Origin of the sequence: Serratia sp. 22264 (assembly GCF_052045345.1) — a bacterium.
In the GTDB taxonomy this organism is placed as follows: Bacteria; Pseudomonadota; Gammaproteobacteria; order Enterobacterales; family Enterobacteriaceae; genus Serratia; species Serratia plymuthica.
Genome location: NZ_JBQEOY010000010.1, coordinates 89,892 through 112,342 on the forward strand (window position 1 = coordinate 89,892; position 22,451 = coordinate 112,342).

Annotated in this window: 19 protein-coding genes; 8 read left to right on the top strand and 11 right to left on the bottom strand. The window is 57.2% G+C overall.

All coding sequences use genetic code 11. From position 1 onward, the window contains the following. Positions 1-493: 493 nt before the first annotated feature. A complete protein-coding gene (gene zapB / locus ACTJJ1_RS24090) occupies positions 494-733 on the top strand; it encodes a septal ring assembly protein ZapB (protein ID WP_004953193.1) in 240 nt (79 codons plus the stop codon). Positions 734-790: 57 nt separating this feature from the next. On the opposite strand, the gene rraA is transcribed toward zapB, so the two are convergent. The 7 genes from rraA to priA all read right to left on the bottom strand — a co-directional run bounded on the left by rraA (position 791) and on the right by priA (position 8,890). Continuing rightward, a complete protein-coding gene (rraA, locus tag ACTJJ1_RS24095) occupies positions 791-1,276 on the bottom strand; it encodes a ribonuclease E activity regulator RraA (RefSeq protein ID WP_004953191.1) in 486 nt (161 codons plus the stop codon). 75 nt (positions 1,277-1,351) lie between these two features. Then, positions 1,352-2,269, bottom strand: a complete 918-nt coding sequence (locus tag ACTJJ1_RS24100; protein ID WP_004953189.1) for a 1,4-dihydroxy-2-naphthoate polyprenyltransferase — start codon at positions 2,267-2,269, stop codon at positions 1,352-1,354. 93 nt (positions 2,270-2,362) lie between these two features. Continuing rightward, positions 2,363-3,697 carry an HslU--HslV peptidase ATPase subunit gene (hslU, locus tag ACTJJ1_RS24105; RefSeq protein ID WP_062789478.1) on the bottom strand — a complete coding sequence of 445 codons (1,335 nt, stop codon included), beginning with the start codon at positions 3,695-3,697 and terminating at the stop codon, positions 2,363-2,365. Between the two features lie 12 nt (positions 3,698-3,709). After that, a complete protein-coding gene (gene hslV / locus ACTJJ1_RS24110) occupies positions 3,710-4,240 on the bottom strand; it encodes an ATP-dependent protease subunit HslV (protein WP_004953184.1) in 531 nt (176 codons plus the stop codon). Between the two features lie 102 nt (positions 4,241-4,342). Next, a complete protein-coding gene (gene ftsN / locus ACTJJ1_RS24115) occupies positions 4,343-5,311 on the bottom strand; it encodes a cell division protein FtsN (protein ID WP_004953182.1) in 969 nt (322 codons plus the stop codon). A 65-nt stretch (positions 5,312-5,376) separates the two neighbouring features. Then, positions 5,377-6,405, bottom strand: a complete 1,029-nt coding sequence (cytR, locus tag ACTJJ1_RS24120; RefSeq protein WP_006328842.1) for a DNA-binding transcriptional regulator CytR — start codon at positions 6,403-6,405, stop codon at positions 5,377-5,379. A gap of 289 nt (positions 6,406-6,694) precedes the next feature. Continuing rightward, positions 6,695-8,890 (bottom strand): primosomal protein N', encoded by a 2,196-nt coding sequence (gene priA / locus ACTJJ1_RS24125; protein WP_440835635.1) that lies wholly within the window; start codon positions 8,888-8,890, stop codon positions 6,695-6,697. 201 nt (positions 8,891-9,091) lie between these two features. On the opposite strand from priA, the gene rpmE reads away from it, so the two are divergent. Then, on the top strand, positions 9,092-9,307 hold the full coding sequence (gene rpmE, locus ACTJJ1_RS24130; RefSeq protein ID WP_004953176.1) for a 50S ribosomal protein L31: 216 nt from the start codon (positions 9,092-9,094) through the stop codon (positions 9,305-9,307). 78 nt (positions 9,308-9,385) lie between these two features. Here the strand turns inward: rpmE and metJ are convergent, their stop codons facing one another. Further along, positions 9,386-9,703: a met regulon transcriptional regulator MetJ gene (gene metJ, locus ACTJJ1_RS24135; RefSeq protein ID WP_006317756.1), complete on the bottom strand. Its 318-nt coding sequence runs from the start codon at positions 9,701-9,703 to the stop codon at positions 9,386-9,388. 317 nt (positions 9,704-10,020) lie between these two features. Between metJ and metB the strand changes: the two genes are divergently transcribed. The 4 genes from metB to ACTJJ1_RS24155 all read left to right on the top strand — a co-directional run bounded on the left by metB (position 10,021) and on the right by ACTJJ1_RS24155 (position 15,507). Beyond that, complete coding sequence (metB, locus tag ACTJJ1_RS24140; RefSeq protein ID WP_004953172.1) at positions 10,021-11,181, top strand: cystathionine gamma-synthase; 1,161 nt, start codon at positions 10,021-10,023, stop codon at positions 11,179-11,181. Positions 11,182-11,183: 2 nt separating this feature from the next. Continuing rightward, entirely contained in the window at positions 11,184-13,619 is a 2,436-nt protein-coding gene (locus ACTJJ1_RS24145; protein ID WP_004953170.1) for a bifunctional aspartate kinase/homoserine dehydrogenase II, read from the top strand. 233 nt (positions 13,620-13,852) lie between these two features. Continuing rightward, positions 13,853-14,746 carry a methylenetetrahydrofolate reductase gene (metF, locus tag ACTJJ1_RS24150; RefSeq protein ID WP_004953167.1) on the top strand — a complete coding sequence of 298 codons (894 nt, stop codon included), beginning with the start codon at positions 13,853-13,855 and terminating at the stop codon, positions 14,744-14,746. A gap of 128 nt (positions 14,747-14,874) precedes the next feature. After that, positions 14,875-15,507: a LysE family transporter gene (locus tag ACTJJ1_RS24155; protein ID WP_004953165.1), complete on the top strand. Its 633-nt coding sequence runs from the start codon at positions 14,875-14,877 to the stop codon at positions 15,505-15,507. Here the strand turns inward: ACTJJ1_RS24155 and ACTJJ1_RS24160 are convergent. The 3 genes from ACTJJ1_RS24160 to argE form a co-directional block, all read right to left on the bottom strand. Further along, on the bottom strand, positions 15,504-16,292 hold the full coding sequence (locus tag ACTJJ1_RS24160) for a helix-turn-helix domain-containing protein (protein ID WP_421414516.1): 789 nt from the start codon (positions 16,290-16,292) through the stop codon (positions 15,504-15,506). The two genes, ACTJJ1_RS24155 and ACTJJ1_RS24160, sit on opposite strands and share 4 nt — an antisense overlap. A gap of 75 nt (positions 16,293-16,367) precedes the next feature. Further along, complete coding sequence (gene ppc, locus ACTJJ1_RS24165; protein WP_004953159.1) at positions 16,368-19,004, bottom strand: phosphoenolpyruvate carboxylase; 2,637 nt, start codon at positions 19,002-19,004, stop codon at positions 16,368-16,370. 260 nt (positions 19,005-19,264) lie between these two features. Further along, complete coding sequence (argE, locus tag ACTJJ1_RS24170; RefSeq protein WP_004953157.1) at positions 19,265-20,410, bottom strand: acetylornithine deacetylase; 1,146 nt, start codon at positions 20,408-20,410, stop codon at positions 19,265-19,267. A gap of 216 nt (positions 20,411-20,626) precedes the next feature. On the opposite strand from argE, the gene argC reads away from it, so the two are divergent. Both argC and argB read left to right on the top strand, forming a co-directional pair. After that, entirely contained in the window at positions 20,627-21,631 is a 1,005-nt protein-coding gene (gene argC, locus ACTJJ1_RS24175; protein ID WP_440835639.1) for an N-acetyl-gamma-glutamyl-phosphate reductase, read from the top strand. 29 nt (positions 21,632-21,660) lie between these two features. Continuing rightward, positions 21,661-22,434: an acetylglutamate kinase gene (argB, locus tag ACTJJ1_RS24180; RefSeq protein ID WP_004953149.1), complete on the top strand. Its 774-nt coding sequence runs from the start codon at positions 21,661-21,663 to the stop codon at positions 22,432-22,434. Positions 22,435-22,451: the final 17 nt, after the last annotated feature.

Consider the following 22,451-nt stretch of genomic DNA (forward strand, 5'->3'; position numbering starts at 1 on the left):
TGTGCTAATCCACTTGGCCTATGGGTACAGTTTTTTTCATCTCGTCCAATTATTAATTGAGGACGTGATGTAAATTTATCGTTAACGAACATAAACGAGAAATAGCGAAATCAAAATGTGTGTGCTTCGTCATAAAATTGAGCGAATTCGCGTCGTCTGGTGTTCTTTCTGCGCCATGAAAGTGTGATCTGACCAGTGGTTTTCCCACCAATTGTTAACAAACCCTTTTTTGTTCGACGGGCATTTTCAGTTTTTGCTGATAGTGAGGGCAGGAAAATTGCAACAGACTGCGCGATGAGCCGGTATGTTGCTAGACAGTCGGGGACAGGCTACTTACAATCGTTTTTATCGAAAGAACCGTTTTATCGAGACAGGCGCGTTTTTTCAATAAAAACGCGTGTCACTTGGCGCGATGCATATTCGCAGCGGTTGCAACCTGAGTTGCGGCCGTTAGCTATAGATGTACGCCTTGCTATCATGAGGGGACTGAAGAATGTCATTTGAAGTATTTGAGAAATTGGAAGCAAAAGTTCAGCAGGCGATCGATACCATCACCCTGCTGCAGATGGAAATTGAAGAACTGAAAGACAAAAACAATACTCTGTCTCACGAAGTTCAGGCTGCTTCAGGCAACCACGAATCTCTGGTGCGTGAAAATCAGCAACTGAAAGAAGAGCAGCACGTATGGCAAGATCGCCTGCGCGCGCTGCTGGGCAAAATGGAAGAAGTTTGATTCCCTGATGCCGGAATCGAAAAGGGCGCCTTAGGCGCCCTTTTTCATCTCTGCGGGTTACTCGATATCGAGCGGGTCCTCAGACAGAATGATCCCGGTATTGTCGGCATAGAGATGATCGCCGGAGAAGAAGGTGACGCCGCCAAAGTTAACGCGAATATCGCTTTCGCCGACGCCTTCGCTGATGGCGCCCGCCGGAATGGCCGCCATCGCCTGAATGCCGATGTCCAGCTCTTCCAGATCCTCTACCTGGCGCACTGCACCGTAAACCACGATGCCTTCCCATTCGTTCTGGGTTGCCAGACGCGCCAGCTCAGCGTTGATCAGTGCGCGACGCACCGAGCCGCCACCGTCGATCAGCAGGACGCGGCCACGGCCGTTCTCCTCGAGCAGATCGAATAACAGGCCGTTATCCTCAAAGCATTTCACCGTAGTGATTTGCCCGCCAAATGAAGTACGCCCGCCAAAATTGGAGAATAGAGGTTCAACAACGTTCACCTCTTCATGATAGATGTCGCAAAGTTCGGAAGTATCGTATTTCATAGGATTTTACGTCTGTTTGCCGCTGGAATAATCAGTATATCCCTTTATTCGCCCTGTTGGCAAAATCATCAGTTTTTAACTGAGCGCCACGCCGATGGCGAACAATACGTTGGCCAGCAGCGCCGCCTTGACCATATGTTCCAGCATCGGCCGCATGCCGGCCGGGGTCGGATCGCGCAGCACGCGCAGGCCATGACGCACCAGCAGCGGGATAGCCAGCACAAACAGCCAACCCCACAGGCTATGCAGATTAAGCAGCGTAAACAGCGCAAAACACGCAACCGCGCCAATCAGCAGCAGGGCGTGGTAGTAGCGCGCCTTCTGCGGGCCGAGCCGCACCGCCAGGGTATTTTTGCCGTTGGCGCGATCGCTTTCGATATCGCGCAGGTTATTGATATTGAGTACCGCGGTTGCCAGCAGACCGCAGGCGGTGGCCGGCAACATCACTATGCTGTCAAAAGCGTGGGTTTGCAGGTAGTAGGTGCCCGCTACGCTCAGCCAACCAAAGAACACCAGCACCGAAATATCGCCCAATCCCAGATAACCGTAAGGCTTGTTACCTACGGTGTAGGTAATGGCGGCGACGATAGAAAGCCCGCCCAGCACCAGGAAGCCGATGACGTCGCTGGGCTGCTCACAGGCCACGGCGATCAGCGAACAACCGGCGATGGCAATCAATACCACCGTCACGACCAGCGCGCGTTTCATCTGTGCCTGGGTGATCATGCCTTTCTGCATGCCGCGTAGCGGTCCGATACGATCTTCCTTGTCGCTACCTTTTACCGCATCGCCATAGTCGTTCGCCAGATTGGAGAGAATTTGCAGCAAGCCGGCGGTCAGCAGTGCCAGCAGCGCCACGCCGGGTTTCAGGCTGTCATGCCAGGCGGCAATGGCGGAACCGACCACGATCGAGGCAAAGGCCAGCGGCAGGGTGCGCGGTCGTAAACTTTCAAGCCAGGCTCTGGCCGGGGAGGTGGAAGTTGATGAGCTCATTTTTCGCTTCAGAGTAAGTGGCTGTGTCCGTTAGAAATAATTGTGGGAGGCAATGCCTCCCACACAGATGACCGACAGGACATGATTGAGCGATTATAGGATAAAACGACTCAAATCTTCATCCGCTACCAGTTCATCCAGATGATTACGCACGTAATCCGCATCAATTGTAATGGATTGGCCGTTAATTTCACTCGCATCGTAGGAAATATCTTCCATCAGACGCTCAAGCACGGTGTGCAGACGGCGCGCACCGATGTTTTCGGTGCTTTCGTTAACCTGCCACGCGGCTTCGGCGATACGACGGATACCTTCGGCGGTGAACTCGATATTGACGCCTTCGGTGCCCATCAACGCTTTGTACTGCTCGGTCAGCGAGGCGCTTGGCTCGGTCAGGATACGCTCGAAATCTTCGGTGGTCAGCGCCTGCAATTCAACGCGGATCGGCAGGCGCCCCTGCAGTTCCGGGATCAAATCCGACGGGCTGGCGGTCTGGAATGCGCCGGAGGCGATAAACAGAATGTGATCGGTTTTCACCATGCCGTGCTTGGTGGAAACGGTACAGCCTTCCACCAGCGGCAGCAGATCGCGCTGCACGCCTTCGCGTGACACGTCCGGGCCGGAGCTTTGGCCACCGCGCTTACAGATTTTGTCGATCTCGTCGATAAACACGATGCCGTGTTGCTCAACCGCTTCGATCGCCTGCTCTTTCAGCTCTTCCGGGTTCACCAGCTTGGCGGCTTCTTCCTCGATCAACAGCTTGAAGGCTTCTTTGATCTTCAGCTTGCGCGGTTTGTGCTTCTGGCCGCCCAGATTCTGGAACATCGACTGCAGCTGATTGGTCATCTCTTCCATGCCCGGAGGCGCCATGATTTCCACGCCCATTGGCGCAGAAGCCAGATCGATCTCAATCTCTTTGTCGTCCAGCTGGCCTTCACGCAGTTTCTTGCGGAATGCCTGACGCGCGGCCGACGGCTCTTGATGTTCTTCCGGCAGGCCCCAGTTGTTTTTGGCCGGTGGGATCAGGACGTCGAGAATGCGTTCTTCCGCCATCTCTTCGGCGCGGGTGCGGTTTTTCTCGATCGACTGCAGACGCACCATTTTGATCGCGGCGTCGGTCAGATCGCGGATGATGGAATCCACTTCTTTACCGACATAGCCTACTTCGGTGAACTTGGTGGCTTCTACCTTGATGAAGGGTGCATTGGCCAGCTTCGCCAGACGACGGGCGATTTCAGTTTTACCGACGCCGGTCGGGCCGATCATCAGAATATTTTTTGGCGTAACTTCATGACGCAGCATCTCGTCGAGCTGCATCCGGCGCCAGCGGTTACGCAGGGCGATGGCAACGGCACGTTTGGCCTTGTTCTGGCCGATAATGTAGCTGTCCAGCTCGCTGACGATCTCGCGCGGGGTCATTTCAGACATGGTATTCGATCCTTACGCTTTGGAAGGCAATTCTTCGATGGTGTGGAAATGGTTGGTGTAAATACAGATGTCACCGGCGATGTTGAGGGATTTATCAACGATTTCGCGGGCGCTCAGCTCGGTATTTTCCAACATCGCACGAGCGGCAGCCTGGGCGTATGGGCCGCCGGAACCGATCGCAATCAAATCATTTTCAGGCTGGATCACGTCACCGTTGCCGGTGATGATCAGCGAAGAGTGTTCATCCGCCACGGCCAGCAGCGCTTCAAGCTTGCGCAGCATGCGGTCGGTACGCCAGTCTTTAGCCAACTCAACGGCCGCTTTAACCAAATGGCCCTGGTGCATTTCCAGCTTGCGCTCGAACAGCTCAAACAGCGTGAAGGCATCCGCAGTGCCACCGGCGAAACCGGCAATCACTTTGTCGTTATACAGGCGACGCACTTTCTTGACGTTGCCCTTCATTACCGTATTGCCCAAGGTGGCCTGGCCATCGCCACCGATCACTACCTGGCCGTTGCGGCGTACGCTTACAATTGTTGTCACGAGCAGACCCTCGTTGAAGACGGAAAGAAGCCCTCGCAGCGTCTGCTTGCGCAGACACTACGAGGCATATTGAGAGTATAGATGGGGGGGGATTGACGCTTTTCAACCCCCAACGGCGAGGGGAATGCAACTTGACATGCCAGCGCCCTTCAGACGCGATAGGGTTTTGTCCGCTGTTGCGCGGCTGCTGTAGGGGCCGAGCACCACGCGATTCCAACCGCCGCCGGCGGTGATGCGGCTTTCGATACCTTCAAACGCCAGGCGCGCACGGACGGATTCCGCCTGATCGGTGGCACGGAACGAACCGCATTGCACCATCCACTTCTGTTTCTGCTCAGGCTTGGTTTCCTGCTTGGCCGTTTCCTGTTTCACTTCCGGCTTGGTTTCCGGTTTTACCTCAGGTTTTGGCTGCGGTTTAGGCTCAGGCTGCTTAACCTGGACCGGCGGCGGCGTTACCGGCTGCGGCTTGGGTTTGGGTTGAGCTTGCTGCTGGTGCTGTTGCACCGGCGCCGTGGTTGCACCGTTGTTAAACGGATTACGCGGCTGGGTAACCTGTGGTTGCTGCACCTGTTGCTGAACTTGCTGCTGTATTTGTTGTTGCTGCACCTGCTGCTGGCGGCTGTTGCCGCGCGCCGCGGCTTGAGAAGGGTCGTTATACGGCACTTCATTCAGTTGCGTAGGGCGCTGTTGCATATCTGCCTGCATTTGTTCCAGCAGTTGGCGTTGTTCAGTGGTCAACTGAGTCTTGGAGTTGACTTCGCCGCCGGCCGTTGGCTCGGTCGGGGTCTGCACGCCAATCTGGCGGTTCTCCAACTCTTTGATATAGCGCCAGCGCTCTTCCGGCTTCGGCGGCAGGCCATTGCCAGGGCGGTTGCTGTGTGCAGGCAACAACGGTACATCGTCCGGTTTATTGTGCGTAATGAAATAGAGGCCACCGATAAAGATCACCAGAAGTGCTACGGCTAGCGCCAGCACGGTTTTGGATACTTTCGGAGAACTGCTCTTTTTACGGCTGGGGGTTTTGCGCCGCGCTCCTGTGCGCCCACGGCCTACATAGTCTTTTTGTGCCACTATTATTCCGCTGTGTCCTGATGAGGAGATAAGTCCTGCATGTTACTGAACCCTAAAATATTTGACTAGCGTTTAGGGGCAGCGGTGCTGCCTCTGATAATTAATTCACTGTCCAATAGCCGGGAGCCACTTGGTACTGTCTGTCCGTGCAGTTGTTCCAACAACAGCAGCATCGCTTGCCGGCCGATCTCATAGCGCGGTTGAGCCACCGTGGTTAACGGCGGATCGCAATACTGCGTCAGCTTGATGTCGTCAAAGCCGACGATGGAAAGGTCCTGCGGTACTCGCAGCCCCATTTTTTTCGCCTGTGACAGCACGCCGATTGCCATGACGTCACTGTGGCAGAATATTGCCGTCGGGGGTTTTGGTTGCGCCATCAGCGCTGTCAGCGCCTGCGCACCGGCTTCGTACGTGAAATCACCCCGGGTAATATAGCTGCTTTCGACGTTAATGCCATTACGACGTAGCGCCTGAATGTAACCTTGCAGCCGATAATGGCTGAGAGGCATCTGTTCCGGTCCGGCGACACAAGCGATTTGCTTGTGTCCGAGCTGGTGCAAATAATGTACAGCCTCGAAGGCGGCGGTCAGGTTATCGATGTGTACCGTCGGCAGTTCCAGCTCCGGGGCAAACTCGTTGGCCATCACCATTGGCGGCAGATTGCGCTGCTCTTCCTTGCTGGCGTCGAAGGGCAGGTTGGAGCCGAGCAGCAGCATGCCGTCGATTTGCTTGGTGATAATCAGATTGACGAAGGTCCGTTCCTGCTGGTTTTGCTGAGCGCAATCGCCAATCAGCACCAGATAGCCTTGCTGCGCCGCGGTCTGCTCGATCCCCTGGATCACGTCGGCGAAGAACGGATCGCAAATGTCGGGGACGATCACCAGAATGGTACGAGATTCATTGCGCTTGATATTGCGCGAGAGGGCATGAGGAGAGTAGCCCACGGCCAAGACGGCCTGCTCCACTTTCTGACGCGTCGGCGTTGACACCTTCTCCGGGTTCATCAGCGCGCGCGACACGGTTGCCGTTGAAACGCCCGCCATCTCGGCAACGTCTTTCATGGTTGCCATGGGTAATTCTTTCTTGTGTTCCAACGCCTTTCTCCTTGCGTTAGCCCCATGCCAACGCGACTACTGCAGTTTGCTCACAAATTTTGGCGTACGGTGGTGTTGTTATCATTTAGCGCCATCCGCATTCGAACATTCTGTCACGGTGCTACTTTAGGTGCCAAAATTGCCTTGGCAGACATTCTAAACAGAATATGTCCCGCCTTTGTTACCTAATTTGCATAAAAAGTGTGACCCGGGAAGGTTTTTTAGCGTTCGCTCGCAATTTCAAGGGTAAACGTTTGCCTTGCCTGAACTGAATCAGACTTTTCCGGGTTCAGCTATCTATCGGATCGACGTCCAGCGTCCATTTCACCTTACGTGCCTGTGGCAGTGTACCGATCAACGGCAACGAGCTTTTCATCAACTGTTGCAGCACGCGTCGCGAAGGGTGCTGCAACAGCAGTTGCCAACGGAAGCGGCCGCCGCGTTTTGACTGCAATGCCGGGACGGGCCCCATGACCCACAACGAGTCGTCTTTCAGCGGGCTGGCTTCCAGCAGGTTGCGCAACTGCTGCAGGAACAGCGGCGCCTGTTGGTTATCGTGATCTTCCGAACGCACGATGATATGGCTGGTGTAGGGCGGCAGGAAGACGCTGTTGCGTTCCGCCAGCGTCTGTTTGGAAAAGGCCTCGTAGCCCTGCTGCAACAGAATTTGCAGCAGCGGGTGTTCCGGGTGGTGAGTCTGCAAAAGGACTTCACCCTGCTTGCCGGCGCGCCCTGCACGGCCGGAGACCTGAGTATACAGTTGGGCAAAGCGTTCAGCGGAACGGAAATCAGCCGAAAACAGCGCGCCGTCGACGTCCAGCAAGGCGACCAACGTCACGTCCGGGAAATGGTGACCTTTTGCCAACATCTGGGTGCCGATCAAAATGCGTGAGCCACCACGGTGAATATCCGCCAGATGCTGCTCGAGCGAGCCCTTGCGGCTGGTGGTGTCTCGGTCAATACGGGTGATCGGCGTTTCCGGGAACAGCGGCGCCAGTTCGTTTTCCAATTGCTCGGTACCGACGCCGACCGAGACCAGGTGCGTTGAACCGCATTGCGGACACTGGTGCGGTACCGGCCGCTGGCTGTCGCAGTGGTGGCAGCGCAGTTGGCGATGGTTCTGATGGAAGGTGTAGTAATGATCGCAGCGTTGGCATTCGGCAATCCAGCCGCACTCGTGGCACAACAACGCCGGCGCATAGCCGCGGCGGTTAAGGAATAACATCACCTGATTGCCGGCTTTCAGGTGGTGCTGCATGCTTTTCAGCAAAGGCTGCGACAGACCCACCTTCAGCGGCAGGCCTTTCAGGTCGATCAGATGCTGCGCCGCCGGTTTGGCGTTGCCCGCGCGCTGGGTGAGCTTGAGTTGACGGTATTTACCCAGTTGCACGTTGTGCAGCGTTTCCAGCGCCGGCGTGGCGGAACCCATGACCATCGGGATGTTCTCTTCCCGGGCGCGGAACACCGCCAGATCGCGTGCGTGGTAGCGCCAGCCTTCCTGCTGTTTATAGGAGCTGTCGTGCTCTTCGTCGATAATGATCACGCCCAGGCGTGAGAACGGGGTAAATAGCGCAGAGCGGGTGCCTATGACAATCGCCGCTTCACCGCTGCGGGCGCGCAGCCATACCGCCAGCCGTTCGCTGTCGTTGAGGCCGGAGTGCAGTACGTCTACCGGCGCATTGAAGCGCTCGCGAAAGCGGGCGATGGTTTGCGGTGTCAGGCCGATTTCCGGCACCAGTACCAGCGCCTGTTTGCCCATGGCCAGAATGTTTTCCAGCACGCTGAGATAGACTTCTGTCTTGCCGGAGCCGGTGACCCCGGCCAGCAGCCAGGCGCCAAACTGATTGTCTTCGCTGCGGATCGCACCCACGGCGGTGGCCTGCTCGGTATTCAGCCGCAGCCGTTCGCCGAGCACTTCAAAACCCGGTCGCCAGTCCTGCGTCGCCAAAGTCTGAGCCCGTAAGTCGATCAGCCCTTTGGCGCGCAATGCCTGCAGCGCGCTCTCGGTCAGTTCAAGTTCGCTGACCTGGTGGCGATACACCGGGCGTTGCAGCAGCGCGGCCAGTGCCTGCTGTTGTTTGGGGGCGCGTTTCAGGCTTTCCGGCGGCGTGGCGCGGCCCTGTTCAGTGGCGAACCATTGCCACAGCGGCGCGGCTTCAGCCGGTTTGCCTTGCCTCAGCAGGATCGGCAGCGCGTGGAACAGTACTTCGCCGATAGGATAATGATAATAGTCGCTGGCCCAGCGAAGAATGCGCCACAGGCTGGGGGAGAACAGGGAGGCGTTGTCGATGATGCTGTCGATGGGCTTGAGCTTATCCAGCGGCAGTTCGCTGGTGTCGCTGCTGCCGGTGACGATGCCGATTGCCCGTTGCTTACCCCAGGGTACGCAAACGCGCGCGCCGGCTACCGGCTGCAGGCCTTGCGGCAGCAGATAGTCGAAGGTGCGGGCGAGGGGAACCGGTAAAGCAACGTGTACAACGGGCATGTGGCGGCCATCCAGATGGAAAAAGTGTCGGGTAGTTTACACTGCGGGCCGCAAAATGTACGGTTCCAATTGCGCGCTACATTGAATTTCTGTATAGTTTGCCGCCTTTGGTATAATCCGATACCAAAATATATTATCAACCACGTGTGGTGTCTGGCGAAACAGGGCTGGATAGCGACACGGCCTTAACTGAGGTTTCCCATGAAACAAGGTATCCACCCAAAATACGAAGAAGTTACTGCTAACTGCTCTTGCGGTAACGTGATCAAAATCCGCTCTACCGTGGGTCACGATCTGAACCTGGACGTTTGTGGTCAATGCCACCCGTTCTACACTGGCAAGCAGCGTGACGTTGCTACCGGTGGCCGCGTTGACCGCTTCAACAAGCGTTTCAGCGTACCAGGCGCTAAGAAATAATATTTCTTACCGTCAGATGAAAAAGGCGCCTTCGGCGCCTTTTTTCGTTTCTGCCGCCTGCTTTCGCAGGCCGACCTGTTAGTATTCCCAGGTATCGGGATCCACACCCAATTCACGCATCAGCACTTTTGCGGCTTCCGGGATTTCATCGCTGCGTTCTTTGCGCAGGTCTTCATCGTTCGGCAGCGGCTGGCCGGTAAAAGCATGCAGGAATGCTTCGCACAGCAATTCGCTGTTGGTGGCGTGGCGCAGGTTATTGACCTGGCGACGAGTCCGCTCATCGGTGAGGATTTTCAGGACCTTCAGCGGAATGGATACCGTGATTTTTTTTACTTGCTCGCTTTTTTTACCGTGTTCAGCGTAAGGGCTGACATACTCGCCGTTCCACTCAGCCATGGGACACCTTAAATTTGTCAGAAAAATTACAAAATTCTAAAAACCGGCCAATTATGCCCGATCTTCACTGTTCTCACTAAATAAATGTCAATTTTACGCGACCAGGGTCACTGTATGCTCAGGATCAATAGGTGTCGCCTATGCATTTCGCGTTAACATCGTATCGTCATATCAAACCGGCATAATTTTAGCGGGTATTACCGCTTTGCTCAATCTATACGCAAAGAAGTTTAGATGTCCAGATGTATTGACGTCCATCTCCGCTGCGATTAATCTTTAGCCCTCATTCATCCGAATCCTGAGAGCCGAGCGACCCTATGACGCGTAAACCAGCCACGATTGCCGTACGTAGCGGCCTGAACGATGACGAACAGTACGGCTGCGTTGTCCCGCCGATCCATCTTTCCAGCACCTATAATTTCACCGATTTCAACCAGCCTCGCGCTCATGACTACTCGCGCCGCGGCAATCCGACGCGCGATGTGGTGCAACGTGCGCTGGCGGAGCTGGAAGGCGGCGCCGGTGCGGTAATGACCAGTAGCGGAATGTCGGCGATCCATCTGGTGACCACCGTGTTTCTGAAACCCGGCGATCTGCTGGTGGCGCCGCACGATTGCTACGGTGGCAGCTACCGTCTTTTCGACAGCCTGAGCAAGCGAGGCGCTTACCGCGTGCTGTTTGTCGATCAGAGTAATGAAGAGGCGTTGGCGCAGGCGTTGGCGCAAAAGCCAAAACTGGTGCTGATAGAAAGCCCGAGCAACCCGCTTTTGCGCGTGGTGGACATTGCGGCGATTTGCGAGGCGGCGCATGCGGCAGGCGCGCTGACGGTAGTGGATAACACCTTCCTCAGCCCGGCGCTGCAGCAGCCGATTGGACTGGGAGCCGATCTGGTGGTTCACTCCTGCACCAAATACCTCAACGGCCATTCCGATGTGGTGGCCGGCGCGGTGATCGCCAAAGATAAAGATCTGGCGGTGGAGCTGGCTTGGTGGGCCAATAATATCGGCGTTACCGGCGGCGCGTTCGACAGCTATTTGCTGTTGCGCGGCATGCGTACCCTGTCGCCACGCATCAAGGCGGCGCAACAAAACGCCGAAGCGATTGTCAGTTATTTACAGCAGCAACCGCTGGTGAAAAAGCTGTATCATCCTTCTCTGCCACAGAACCCAGGGCACGAGATTGCGCGCCGCCAGCAACGCGGCTTTGGCGCGATGCTCAGTTTTGAACTGGATGGTGATGAGGCGCTTCTTCGCCGTTTCCTCTCTGCCCTTGAGCTGTTTACTCTGGCAGAATCCTTAGGGGGCGTAGAAAGCCTGATTTCGCATGCAGCGACCATGACCCATGCCGGTATGGCAGCGGAAGCACGTGCGGCGGCCGGTATCTCCGAGAGCCTGCTGCGTATTTCCGTGGGTATTGAAGACAGCGAAGATTTGATTGCCGATCTGGAACGTGCTTTCCAGGCGGCGGCAACGAGGTAAGCATGAATGCAATTGCGGTAGCAGGGCCGGTGAGCGGGCGTCAACTGCACAAGTTTGGCGGCAGCAGCCTGGCGGACGTGAAGTGTTATCTGCGTGTGGCCGGGATCATGGCCGAATACAGCCAGCCGGGCGATATGATGGTGGTGTCGGCTGCCGGCAGCACCACCAACCAACTGATTAACTGGCTGAAGCTCAGCCAGAGCGATCGCCTTTCTGCGCATCAGGTTCAGCAGACGCTGCGCCGTTATCACAGCGAATTGATCGGCGGTTTATTGCCGCCGGAAACCGCCGAACCGCTGATCGCCGAATTTATTCAGGATCTGGAGCGTCTGGCAGTTTTGCTGGATGACAAGATTGACGACGTGACTTATGCCGAGGTCGTCGGCCACGGCGAAATCTGGTCGGCGCGGCTGATGGCTGCGGTACTGAACAAGTTGGATATGCAGGCGGCCTGGCTGGATGCGCGCGATTTCCTGCGTACGGAACGCTCTGCTCAGCCGCAGGTTGATGAAGGCCGTTCTTACCCGCTGCTGCAACAATTGCTGGCTCAGCACCCAGGCAAACGCCTGGTGGTGACCGGTTTTATTTCACGCAACGACGCCGGTGAAACCGTGCTGTTGGGGCGTAACGGCAGTGACTATTCCGCGACCCAGGTCGGCGCTTTGGCCGGCGTGGAGCGCGTGACTATCTGGAGCGACGTGGCCGGGGTGTACAGCGCCGACCCACGTAAAGTGAAAGATGCCTGCCTGCTGCCGCTGCTGCGGTTGGATGAAGCCAGCGAACTGGCGCGTCTGGCGGCACCGGTGCTGCATACCCGCACCTTGCAGCCGGTTTCCGGCAGCGATATCGATCTCCAACTGCGATGCAGTTACCAGCCGGAACAGGGTTCAACGCGCATCGAACGCGTGCTGGCTTCCGGCACGGGCGCGAAGATTGTCACCAGCCATGATGACGTGTGCCTGATTGAGCTGCGCGTCGCCAGCCAGCATGATTTCAAGCTGGCGCAGAAAGATCTGGATCTGGTGCTGAAGCGCGCGCAGATCAAACCCTTGGCTGTCGGCATTCATCCGGACCGCAACCTGGTTCAGCTGTGCTACACCTCGGAAGTGGTGAACAGCGTGCTGCGTACCTTGCAGGATGCCGGGTTGCCGGGGGAACTGAAGCTGCGCGAAGGGCTGGCGCTGGTGGCGCTGGTGGGGGCGGGGGTTTGCAAAAACCCGCTGCACAGCCATCGTTTCTACCAACAGTTGAAAGACCAGCCGGTTGAGTTTATCTGGCAGGCGGAAGACGGCATCAGCCTGGTGGCGGTACTGCGTCAGGGGCCGACTGCCTTGCTGATTCAGGGCTTGCACCAGTCATTGTTCCGCGCTGAAAAACGCATCGGTCTGGTGCTGTTCGGCAAAGGTAACATTGGCGCACGCTGGCTGGAACTGTTTGCCCGCGAGCAGAAAAATATTTCCGCCCGCAGCGGTTTTGAATTCACTCTGGCCGGGGTGGTGGACAGCCGCCGCAGCCTGCTGGATTACGACGGGCTGGACGCCAGCCGCGCGCTGGCATTCTTCGAGGACGAAGCGCAGGAGCTGGACGAAGAGTCTCTGTTCCTGTGGATGCGTGCGCACCCGTTCGACGATCTGGTGGTGCTTGACGTGACCGCCAGTGAAAATCTGGCCGAGCAGTATCTGGACTTCGCCAGCTACGGTTTTCACGTGATTAGCGCCAACAAGCTGGCGGGCGCGTCGTGCGGTGATAACTACCGCCAAATCCGCGATGCCTTCGCCAAAACCGGTCGTCACTGGCTGTATAACGCCACCGTCGGTGCCGGTCTGCCGGTCAATCATACGGTGCGCGATCTGCGCGACAGCGGCGACAGCATTTTGGCGATCAGCGGTATCTTCTCCGGTACGCTTTCCTGGTTGTTCCTGCAGTTCGACGGCACGGTGCCGTTCACCGAACTGGTGGATCAGGCCTGGCAGCAGGGGCTGACGGAACCGGATCCGCGCGTCGATCTCTCCGGCCAGGACGTAATGCGCAAGCTGGTCATTCTGGCGCGCGAAGCGGGCTATGACATCGAACCGAATCAGGTGCGGGTAGAGTCGCTGGTGCCTGCCGGTGCCGAGCAGGGCTCTGTCGATCAGTTCTTCGAGAACGGCGATGCGCTGAACCAACAGATGCTGCAGCGTTTTGAGGCTGCCAGCGAAATGGGGCTGGTGCTGCGGCACGTGGCGCGCTTCGATGCCAACGGCAAGGCGCGTGTCGGGGTAGAGGCGGTGCGTCCTGAGCACCCGCTGGCGGCGCTGTTGCCGTGCGACAACGTGTTTGCTATCGAAAGCCGCTGGTACCGCGATAATCCGTTGGTGATCCGCGGGCCGGGTGCCGGCCGCGACGTCACGGCCGGGGCGATCCAGTCAGACCTTAACCGTTTGGCGCAACTGCTTTAATTTTCTTGCGGGCGCGGGTTCACCGCGCCCCTCGTTTTTCCTGCCATAATTCATCTTGTTTCGAACATGAAATTCTTTCTCTTTGCCGGTGAGGATTAATCATCTTATTCCCCCAGTTTCCTGTTGACTCTTTAGCCAACATACGGCATTTTCTATTTAGACGTCTAAACGTATAGACGCTTATTAAAATAAAGCAAAATGCAAAACAGTGATCGATAAGAGGCGGACAGGGTATGAGTTTTTTTCACGCAAACCAGCGGGAAGCGCTGAATCAGAGTCTGGCGGAATTAAACGGCCAGATTAACGTATCGTTTGAGTTTTTCCCGCCGCGCACCAGCGAGATGGAAGATACCCTGTGGCAGTCCATTGATCGTCTGAGCAGCCTGAAACCTAAATTTGTCTCTGTGACCTATGGCGCAAACTCGGGCGAGCGCGATCGCACCCACAGCATCATCAAAGGGATCAAGGACCGCACCGGTCTGGATGCGGCTCCACACCTGACCTGCATCGACGCCAGCCCGGCTCAGCTGCGTGAAATCGCCACCGATTATTGGAACAACGGCATTCGTCATATCGTGGCGCTGCGCGGCGATCTGCCTCCGGGTGGCGGCAAGCCGGACATGTACGCGACCGATTTGGTTCGGTTGCTGAAAGAGGTCGGCGATTTCGATATCTCCGTTGCCGCCTACCCTGAGGTGCATCCGGAGGCGAAAAGCCCGCAGGCGGATCTGATTAACCTGAAGCGTAAAATCGATGCCGGCGCCAACCGCGCGATCACCCAGTTTTTCTTCGACGTGGAAAGCTATCTGCGTTTCCGCGATCGCTGTGTCGCCACCGGTATTGACGTGGAAATCGTGCCGGGCATTCTGCCGGTATCCAACTTCAAGCAGCTGCAGCGTTTCGCCACCATGACCAACGTACGCGTACCGAGCTGGATGACCAGCATGTTTGAAGGGCTGGACGACGACGCCGAAACCCGCAAAATGGTCGGCGCCAATATCGCGATGGACATGGTGAAGATCCTCAGCCGCGAAGGGGTGAAAGATTTCCACTTCTATACGCTGAACCGCGCCGAGATGAGCTATGCCATCTGCCATACGCTGGGTGTGCGCCCGGCCGCTGCATAATCCATTCACTATCGGGAGGGGCGCTGCGTAAAAACAGCGCCCTTTTTGTTGGGCGCAATTTCTTCCAATACCCCTCTTTAGCGGCATGGTGAGATGACGCATCATCCCCATGAAAAGAGCTCGTCACCATGATGCCGTTTTCCAATGGTTTTTTACTCAGTTTGTCGCTTTGTCTGGATATTGGCATCGCCAATATCGCCATGATCACGCTGGCGATGCAACGCGGCTATTTTCACGGCTTCTGGCTGGGGATCGGTACCTGCGTGGGTGACCTGATTTATGCGGTGCTGGCGCTGGCGGGCATGGCGGTGCTGTTGCAATACCAAGGTGTCCGCTGGGTACTGTGGATCGGCGGCTCAATGATGCTGCTGTGGTTCGCTTACAAAATGCTGCGGGCGGCCTTCGCCAGGGCGACTGAGCTGGCAGTGGCTGAGCCGGAGACGCCACGCTCGGTGCCGCGCAACTTTCTGCGCGGCGTGGTGCTGGCGATGTCATCTCCTACGGCGATCCTGTGGTTTGCGGCGGTGGGCGGCGCGCTGATTTCACGTATGGGTCAGGGGGGGCCGGCGGCAACGTCGTGGTTCCTCTCCGGCTTTTTTATTGCCGGCGTGGTGTGGACGGCGGTGCTTTGTTCCGTTGGCAGCCTGGGCGGCAAAATGCTGGGGGCACGCCTGCTGAAATATTCTTACTTTGCTTCGGCGGTGATTTTTGGCTACTTCGCGCTGTACGTGGTGGTGTCGGGCTACCGTGAGTTTATTTAGCGGGTGAAGGATTGCAGATAGTGATGCGGCGTGATGCCCATTGTTTTGCGAAAAGCGTTAATAAAATGGCTTTGATCGTAAAAACCCAGGGCCAGCGCCACGTCCAGCGTGTGTTGATTCTGCCGCAACAGGTTACGCGCCTCCAGCAGCCGCAACTGCATGTGATATTGCAGCGGCGGCATGCCGACGCGTTGCCGGAACAGCCGGACAAAATGATATTTACTCATGCCGCTGATCTGGGCCAATGTGTCCAGGCTGATTTTCAGCGTCAGGTTGTCGCGCATGAATTCCAGTGCCCGGCCGACGGTTTCCGTCGGTTGCGGGTGATCCGCGGTGCGATCGTCCAGCAGGGTACCCAGCAGCCACAGCAGATTCTGCTCTTGTTCAACGGCGTCGTGCGGGGTGCAGGCATAGCGGCAAATGGCGTCGAACAACGCCGGGTTGCGCAGCACGCCTTCGGTCAGCGCCGGCGCCTGGCGATCGGAACTCAGGTTATGGGTGTTAGTCAGGCTGCGCAAAAGTGATTGCGGCAAATGCACGCTGCAGAATTCGACTTGCTCGCTGCCAAATTGCGAGGACTGAATGCTGGCCGGGTTGTAAACGGTGATTTCGCCACCGCGTACCAGCGAGGTTTTGCCGTTCAGCCAAATCTGTTCGGTACCGCTCAAATTGGCGCTGATCACGTATTCATCGTGGGTGTGACGGGGGAAGGAGGCATTGATCGCCGTCAGGCGCGAGCACTCGATATCGTTGGCAACAAACCAGTCCGAGAGGGATAACGCCATCGCGCACCTCCGCGCCCGTCAGCGACACATGGAAAAACGGCTCCTGTGAACAGGAGCCGTGCTTTGACGCGCAACCTAGCCGGTGTTGCGCATGCCGGCGGCGACGCCGGCAATGGTGACCATCAATGCCTGTTCAACGCGGGTATCAGGATGTTCCTGCTGGCGCGAGCGGTGCAGCAGTTCTGCCTGCAGCACGTTCAGCGGATCGGTATACACGTTGCGCAGCGCGATGGATTCGGCGATCCACGGCAGATCCTCCATCAGGTGAGCGTCATTGGCGATGGTCAACACGACCTTGATGTCGCTTTCGAGCTGATCGCGCAGTTGCTGGCCCAGCGGCCACAGCGATTTGTCGACCAAGCGCTGATCGTAGTATTCCGCCAGCCACAGGTCGGCCTTGGCGAAGACCATTTCCAGCATGGCGATGCGGGTAGAGAAGAACGGCCAGTCGCGGCACATGGCCTCCAACTGATTCTGTTTGCCGGCTTTCACCGCTTCTTGCAAACCTGCGCCGGCACCCAGCCAGGCCGGCAGCATCAGGCGGTTCTGCGTCCAGGCGAAGATCCACGGAATGGCGCGCAGGCTTTCTACGCCACCGTTTGGCTTGCGCTTGGCCGGGCGTGAACCCAGCGGCAGTTTACCCAGTTCCAGCTCCGGCGTTGCGGCGCGGAAGTAGGGCACGAAGTCCGGATTTTCGCGCACGTAGCCGCGGTACATTTTGCACGATGTCTCCGACAGGTCGTCCATCAGCGAACGCCACTCTTTCTTCGGCTCCGGCGGCGGCAACAGGTTGGCTTCCAGAACCGCGCCGGCATACAGCGCCAGGCTGCTGATGGCCACTTCCGGCAGGCCAAATTTGAAGCGAATCATCTCACCCTGCTCGGTCACGCGCAGGCCACCTTTCAGGCTGCCCGGAGGCTGCGACAGCAGCGCCGCATGCGCAGGCGCGCCGCCGCGACCAATCGACCCGCCACGGCCGTGGAACAGCGTTAACGCCACGCCGGCCTTTTCACAGGTTTTGATCAAGGCATCTTGCGCGCGGTACTGCGCCCAGGACGCGGCCATCACCCCGGCGTCTTTCGCCGAGTCGGAATAGCCGATCATCACCATCTGCTTGCCCTGGATAAAGCCGCGATACCAGTCGATATTCAGCAACTGGGTCATAACGTCGTCGGCGTTGTTCAGGTCGTCGAGGGTTTCGAACAGCGGCGCGACCGGCAGTGCAAACGGGCAACCGGCTTCTTTCAGCAGCAGATGGACCGCCAGCACATCAGAAGGGGTGCGTGCCATGGAGATGACGTAGGCGGCGATGGAGCCTTGCGGCGCTTCGGCGATCACGCGGCAGGTTTCCAGCACTTCCTGGGTATCGGCGCTCGGTTCCCACTTCAGCGGCACCAGCGGGCGTTTGGAGTTCAGTTCGCGGATCAGGAATGCTTGTTTGTCGGCTTCTGACCAGCTTTCGTAGTCGCCGAGGCCCAGATAACGGGTCAGTTCGGCGATGGCTTCGGTATGGCGGTTGCTTTCCTGACGGACGTCGATACGCACCAGCGGCACGCCAAAGCAGCGAACGCGGCGCAGGGTATCCAGCAACTGACCGTTGGCAATGATGCTCATGCCGCAGGCCTGCAGCGACTGATAACAGGCGAACAACGGTTCCCACAGCTGATCGTTGCTTACCAGCAGGTCGTTCGGTTTCAGCACGCGTTCGCCTTTCAGGCGGCCTTCCAGATAGGCCTGAGAGCGCATCAACTGGCCGCGCAGCTGTTTCATGATTTCGCGGTACGGTTCCTGCACTTCGTCGCCACCGGCGAGGGCGCGCAATTCCGGAGTACATTCGGTCATCGACAGCTCGGACACCAACACCTGGATATCGCGGGTGAACAGGTCGCAGGCTTTCCAGCGGCTGAGCAGCAGCACGTGACGGGTGATTTCGGCGGTCACGTTCGGGTTACCGTCGCGGTCACCGCCCATCCAGGAGGTGAAACGCACCGGCACGGCTTCCGCCGGCAGGCTGTAATCGATGGAGTTTTCCAACTGCTCGTTGAATTCGCGCAGGAAGGCAGGCACCCCTTCCCACAGGCTATTTTCCACCACCGCAAAGCCCCACTTGGCTTCGTCGATAGGCGAAGGGCGGTTTTTACGGATCTCGTCGGTGTGCCATGACTGGGCAACCAGCTGGCGCAGGCGGCGCATGATCTTGTTGCGCTCGTAATCGGCCAGATCGTTATGATCGAGTTGGCTCAGACAGGTATTGACCTCAACCAGCTTGTGGATCAGGGTGCGGCGGGTGATTTCCGTCGGGTGCGCCGTCAGCACCAGCTCGATGGAGAGCTGAGAGACCGCATTTTGCAGCTCTTTGGTGCTGAGCTTTTTGTCTTTCAGCCGGGTGAACAACTGGGCCAGCGCTTCGGGATTGCTGGCGGCTTCGCCATTGGGCGAAATGCTGTGGTACTGCTCGGCGACGTTGGTCAGATTAAGGAACTGGCTGAAGGCGCGCGCGACCGGCAGCAACTCGTCGTTGGACAGGTTCTGCAAGGTGGAAAGCAGCTCCTGACGATGCGCCTCGTTACCGGCACGTGAAGATTTGGAAAGCTTACGGATAGTTTCAACGCGATCGAGAATATGCTCGCCCAGCGCATCTTTGATGGTATCGCCGAGCAATTTGCCGAGCATACTGACATTACTTCGCATTGCCGAATATTGTTCGTTCATATAACCCCTGGCCCAGTTCTGTATGATTTTTTATCTTGTAAGTAAATTTCACGTGTCAGGCGAAGAGCGCCTGTTTCATCTCGCCACGTTCCTGTCCAATCGTCAATTGACACTATTTTTAGCAAAAAAACATCAAAATCGGCGCATTTTCTGAAATTTAATTACGGCGCGCCGGTTATCAGTCTGGCTTATTATATTGTTTTGATACTTCTTAATAGGTAGGGACGATGATAAATCATTACCCCTACCTTGTGTCAGGTTTATTGATGGCAAAAGTGCTCGACCAACTGACCCAGCAGCTTGCGCGTCGGCTCGATAAACGCCGTATCGATGTATTCATCCGGCTGGTGCGCCTGGTTGATTGACCCCGGGCCAAGCACCAGCGTCGGGCACACCTGCTGGACGAACGGCGCCTCGGTGCAGTAGTTGACTACCTGAGTGCGGGTGCCCAGCAGTTTCTCAATCACCGCCACCATATGATGATCGGTCGGGCACTCGTAGCCCGGGACCGAGGCATGCAGTTCCTCAATGTTCAGGCGGCCCGGCCAGCGCTGGCTGACCGGCTCCAGCGTCTGGTGCATCAGCTCGTTGATATTGTCGAGCGTCATGCCCGGCAGCGGGCGAATATCCAGGTGCAATTCACAACAGGCGCAGATGCGGTTGGCCGCGTCGCCGCCGCTGATATGGCCGAAGTTCATCGTCGGATAAGGCACGGCGAATGCCGGGTTGTTGTAGCGCTCCTGCAGCGTTTTGCGCAGTTCCATCAGGCGGCCAATGGTTTCGTGCATCAAATCGATGGCGTTGACGCCGCGCGCCGGATCGCTCGAGTGGCCGGACTGGCCGACAATGCGGATGGCGTTGGCCATATGCCCCTTGTGCGCGCGCACCGGTTGCAGTGAGGTGGGCTCGCCGATAATGGCGAAATCCGGGCGGATGGCGGTCGAGGCGGCGAAATAACGTGCGCCGGCCATCGTCGTTTCTTCATCTGCGGTGGCCAGAATGTATAGCGGCTTGGTCAGTTTGCCGGCATCGATGTCGCGCACGGCATCCAGAATAAAGGCAAAGAAGCCTTTCATGTCCGCGGTGCCCAGACCGTACAGCTTATTGTCGTGTTCGGTCAGGGTGAAGGGATCGCGTGTCCAGCGGCCTTCGTCATAAGGTACGGTGTCGGTGTGGCCCGCCAAAAGCAGGCCACCGCTGCCTTCGCCGATGCTGGCGAGCAGGTTGAATTTGTTGCGGGTATCGGGCACTGGCTGTACGTCGACGCGAAAGCCCAAATCGGCAAACCATCCGGCCAGCAAGTTGATTAACGCTTCATTACTCTGATCGAGGGCGCCATCGGTGGCACTGATCGACGGAGTGGCGATCAACGCCCGGTACAGCTCAATAAATGGAGGTAATTTCATCTTCACTGTTGACAGCCTTTGGTTAGGGTAGTATCAATATTCATGCATTTATTTTGAATAAAAATACAGTAAGCTAGAGCGTAAGGGAACCCGATTCCCGGATGATTATAAAAACATCAACGCTCGACCACGTGGGTGAACGGCGAAACAACGCTGGTGAGCCCGGTTACCTGAGTCGAATACGACCACTCGTAAGCCAAGAAGGTGAAAGGCCACATGTTGAATACGCTGATCGTTGGTGCCAGCGGTTACGCCGGAGCGGAGCTCACGGCTTACCTGAATCGTCACCCACATATGAACATAACCGCATTAGCGGTTTCAGCGCAAAGTGCAGATGCAGGAAAATTGCTTTCTGATTTGCATCCCCAGTTAAAAGGCATCGTCGATCTGCCGTTACAACCGCTGGTTGACGTGGCTGCCGCCGCCGATGGTATCGACGTGGTGTTCCTGGCCACGGCGCACGAGGTCAGCCACGATATCGCGCCTTTGTTCCTGGCTGCGGGCTGTGTGGTGTTCGATCTGTCCGGTGCGTTCCGCGTAAAAGACGCCGGTTTCTATACCCAGTACTACGGTTTCGAGCATCAGCATCCTGAGCTGCTGGATCAGGCGGTATATGGCCTGGCGGAGTGGCAGAGCGAAAAAATCAAACAGGCGCAACTGATCGCCGTACCGGGTTGCTACCCGACGGCGGCGCAGTTGGCGCTGAAACCCCTGATCGATCAACAACTGTTGAATCTTGACCAATGGCCGGTCATCAACGCCACCAGCGGCGTCAGCGGCGCGGGCCGCAAAGCCAGCGTGACCACCAGCTTCTGTGAAGTGAGCTTGCAGCCGTACGGCATCTTCAACCACCGTCATCACCCGGAAATCGTTGCGCATCTGGGTGCACCGGTCATCTTCACGCCACATTTGGGTAACTTCCCGCGTGGTATTCTCGAAACCATCACCTGCCGTTTGAAAGCCGGCGTTACCTCGCAGGACGTGGCCGCAGCCTATCACGCCGCCTATGACGACAAACCGCTGGTGCGGCTGTACGACAAAGGCGTGCCGGCATTGAAAGCGGTGGTGGGCCTGCCGTTCTGCGATATCGGCTTTGCCGTTCAGGGCGAACACCTGATCGCCGTAGCGGCGGAAGACAACCTGTTGAAAGGCGCGGCTGCTCAGGCGGTGCAATGCCTGAATATCCGTTTTGGGTTCCCGGAAACCCAGTCATTACTTTAATGAATAACCAGCGTGGGATGTAAACAGCGATGAATCCGTTAATTATCAAGTTAGGTGGCGTGTTATTAGACAGTGAAGAGGCGCTGGAGCGTTTATTCACCGCCCTGGACAGCTACCGTCAGCAGCATCAGCGCCCGCTGGTTATCGTTCACGGCGGCGGTTGCCTGGTGGATGAGCTGATGAAACAACTTTCTCTGCCGGTGGTGAAGAAAAACGGCCTGCGGGTGACCCCTGCTGACCAGATCGACATCATTACCGGCGCGCTGGCCGGTACTGCCAACAAGACCCTGCTGGCGTGGGCCATCAAGCACCGGATCAATGCGGTGGGCCTGAGCCTGGCGGACGGCGGCAGCGTTTCCGTGACCCAACTCGATCCGGCGCTGGGCCACGTAGGCAATGCGCAACCCGGTTCACCGGTGCTGCTCAATACCCTGCTGGGCGCCGGCTACCTGCCGGTGATCAGTTCTATCGGCATCACCGCCGAAGGGGAATTAATGAATGTGAACGCCGATCAGGCGGCGACGGCCCTGGCCGCCACGCTGGGTGCGGATTTGATCCTGCTGTCGGATGTCAGTGGCATTCTCGATGGGAAAGGGCAACGCATTGCAGAAATGACGGCACAAAAAGCGGAACAACTGATTGCCCAAGGCATCATCACCGATGGTATGGTGGTGAAGGTGAATGCGGCGCTCGACGCGGCCCGCACCCTTGGCCGGCCGGTGGATATCGCCAGCTGGCGCCATGCCGATCAGCTTCCAGCTCTGTTTAACGGCGTGTCGATTGGCACCCGGATCCTCGCTTAAATTTAGAATTAAAAAGG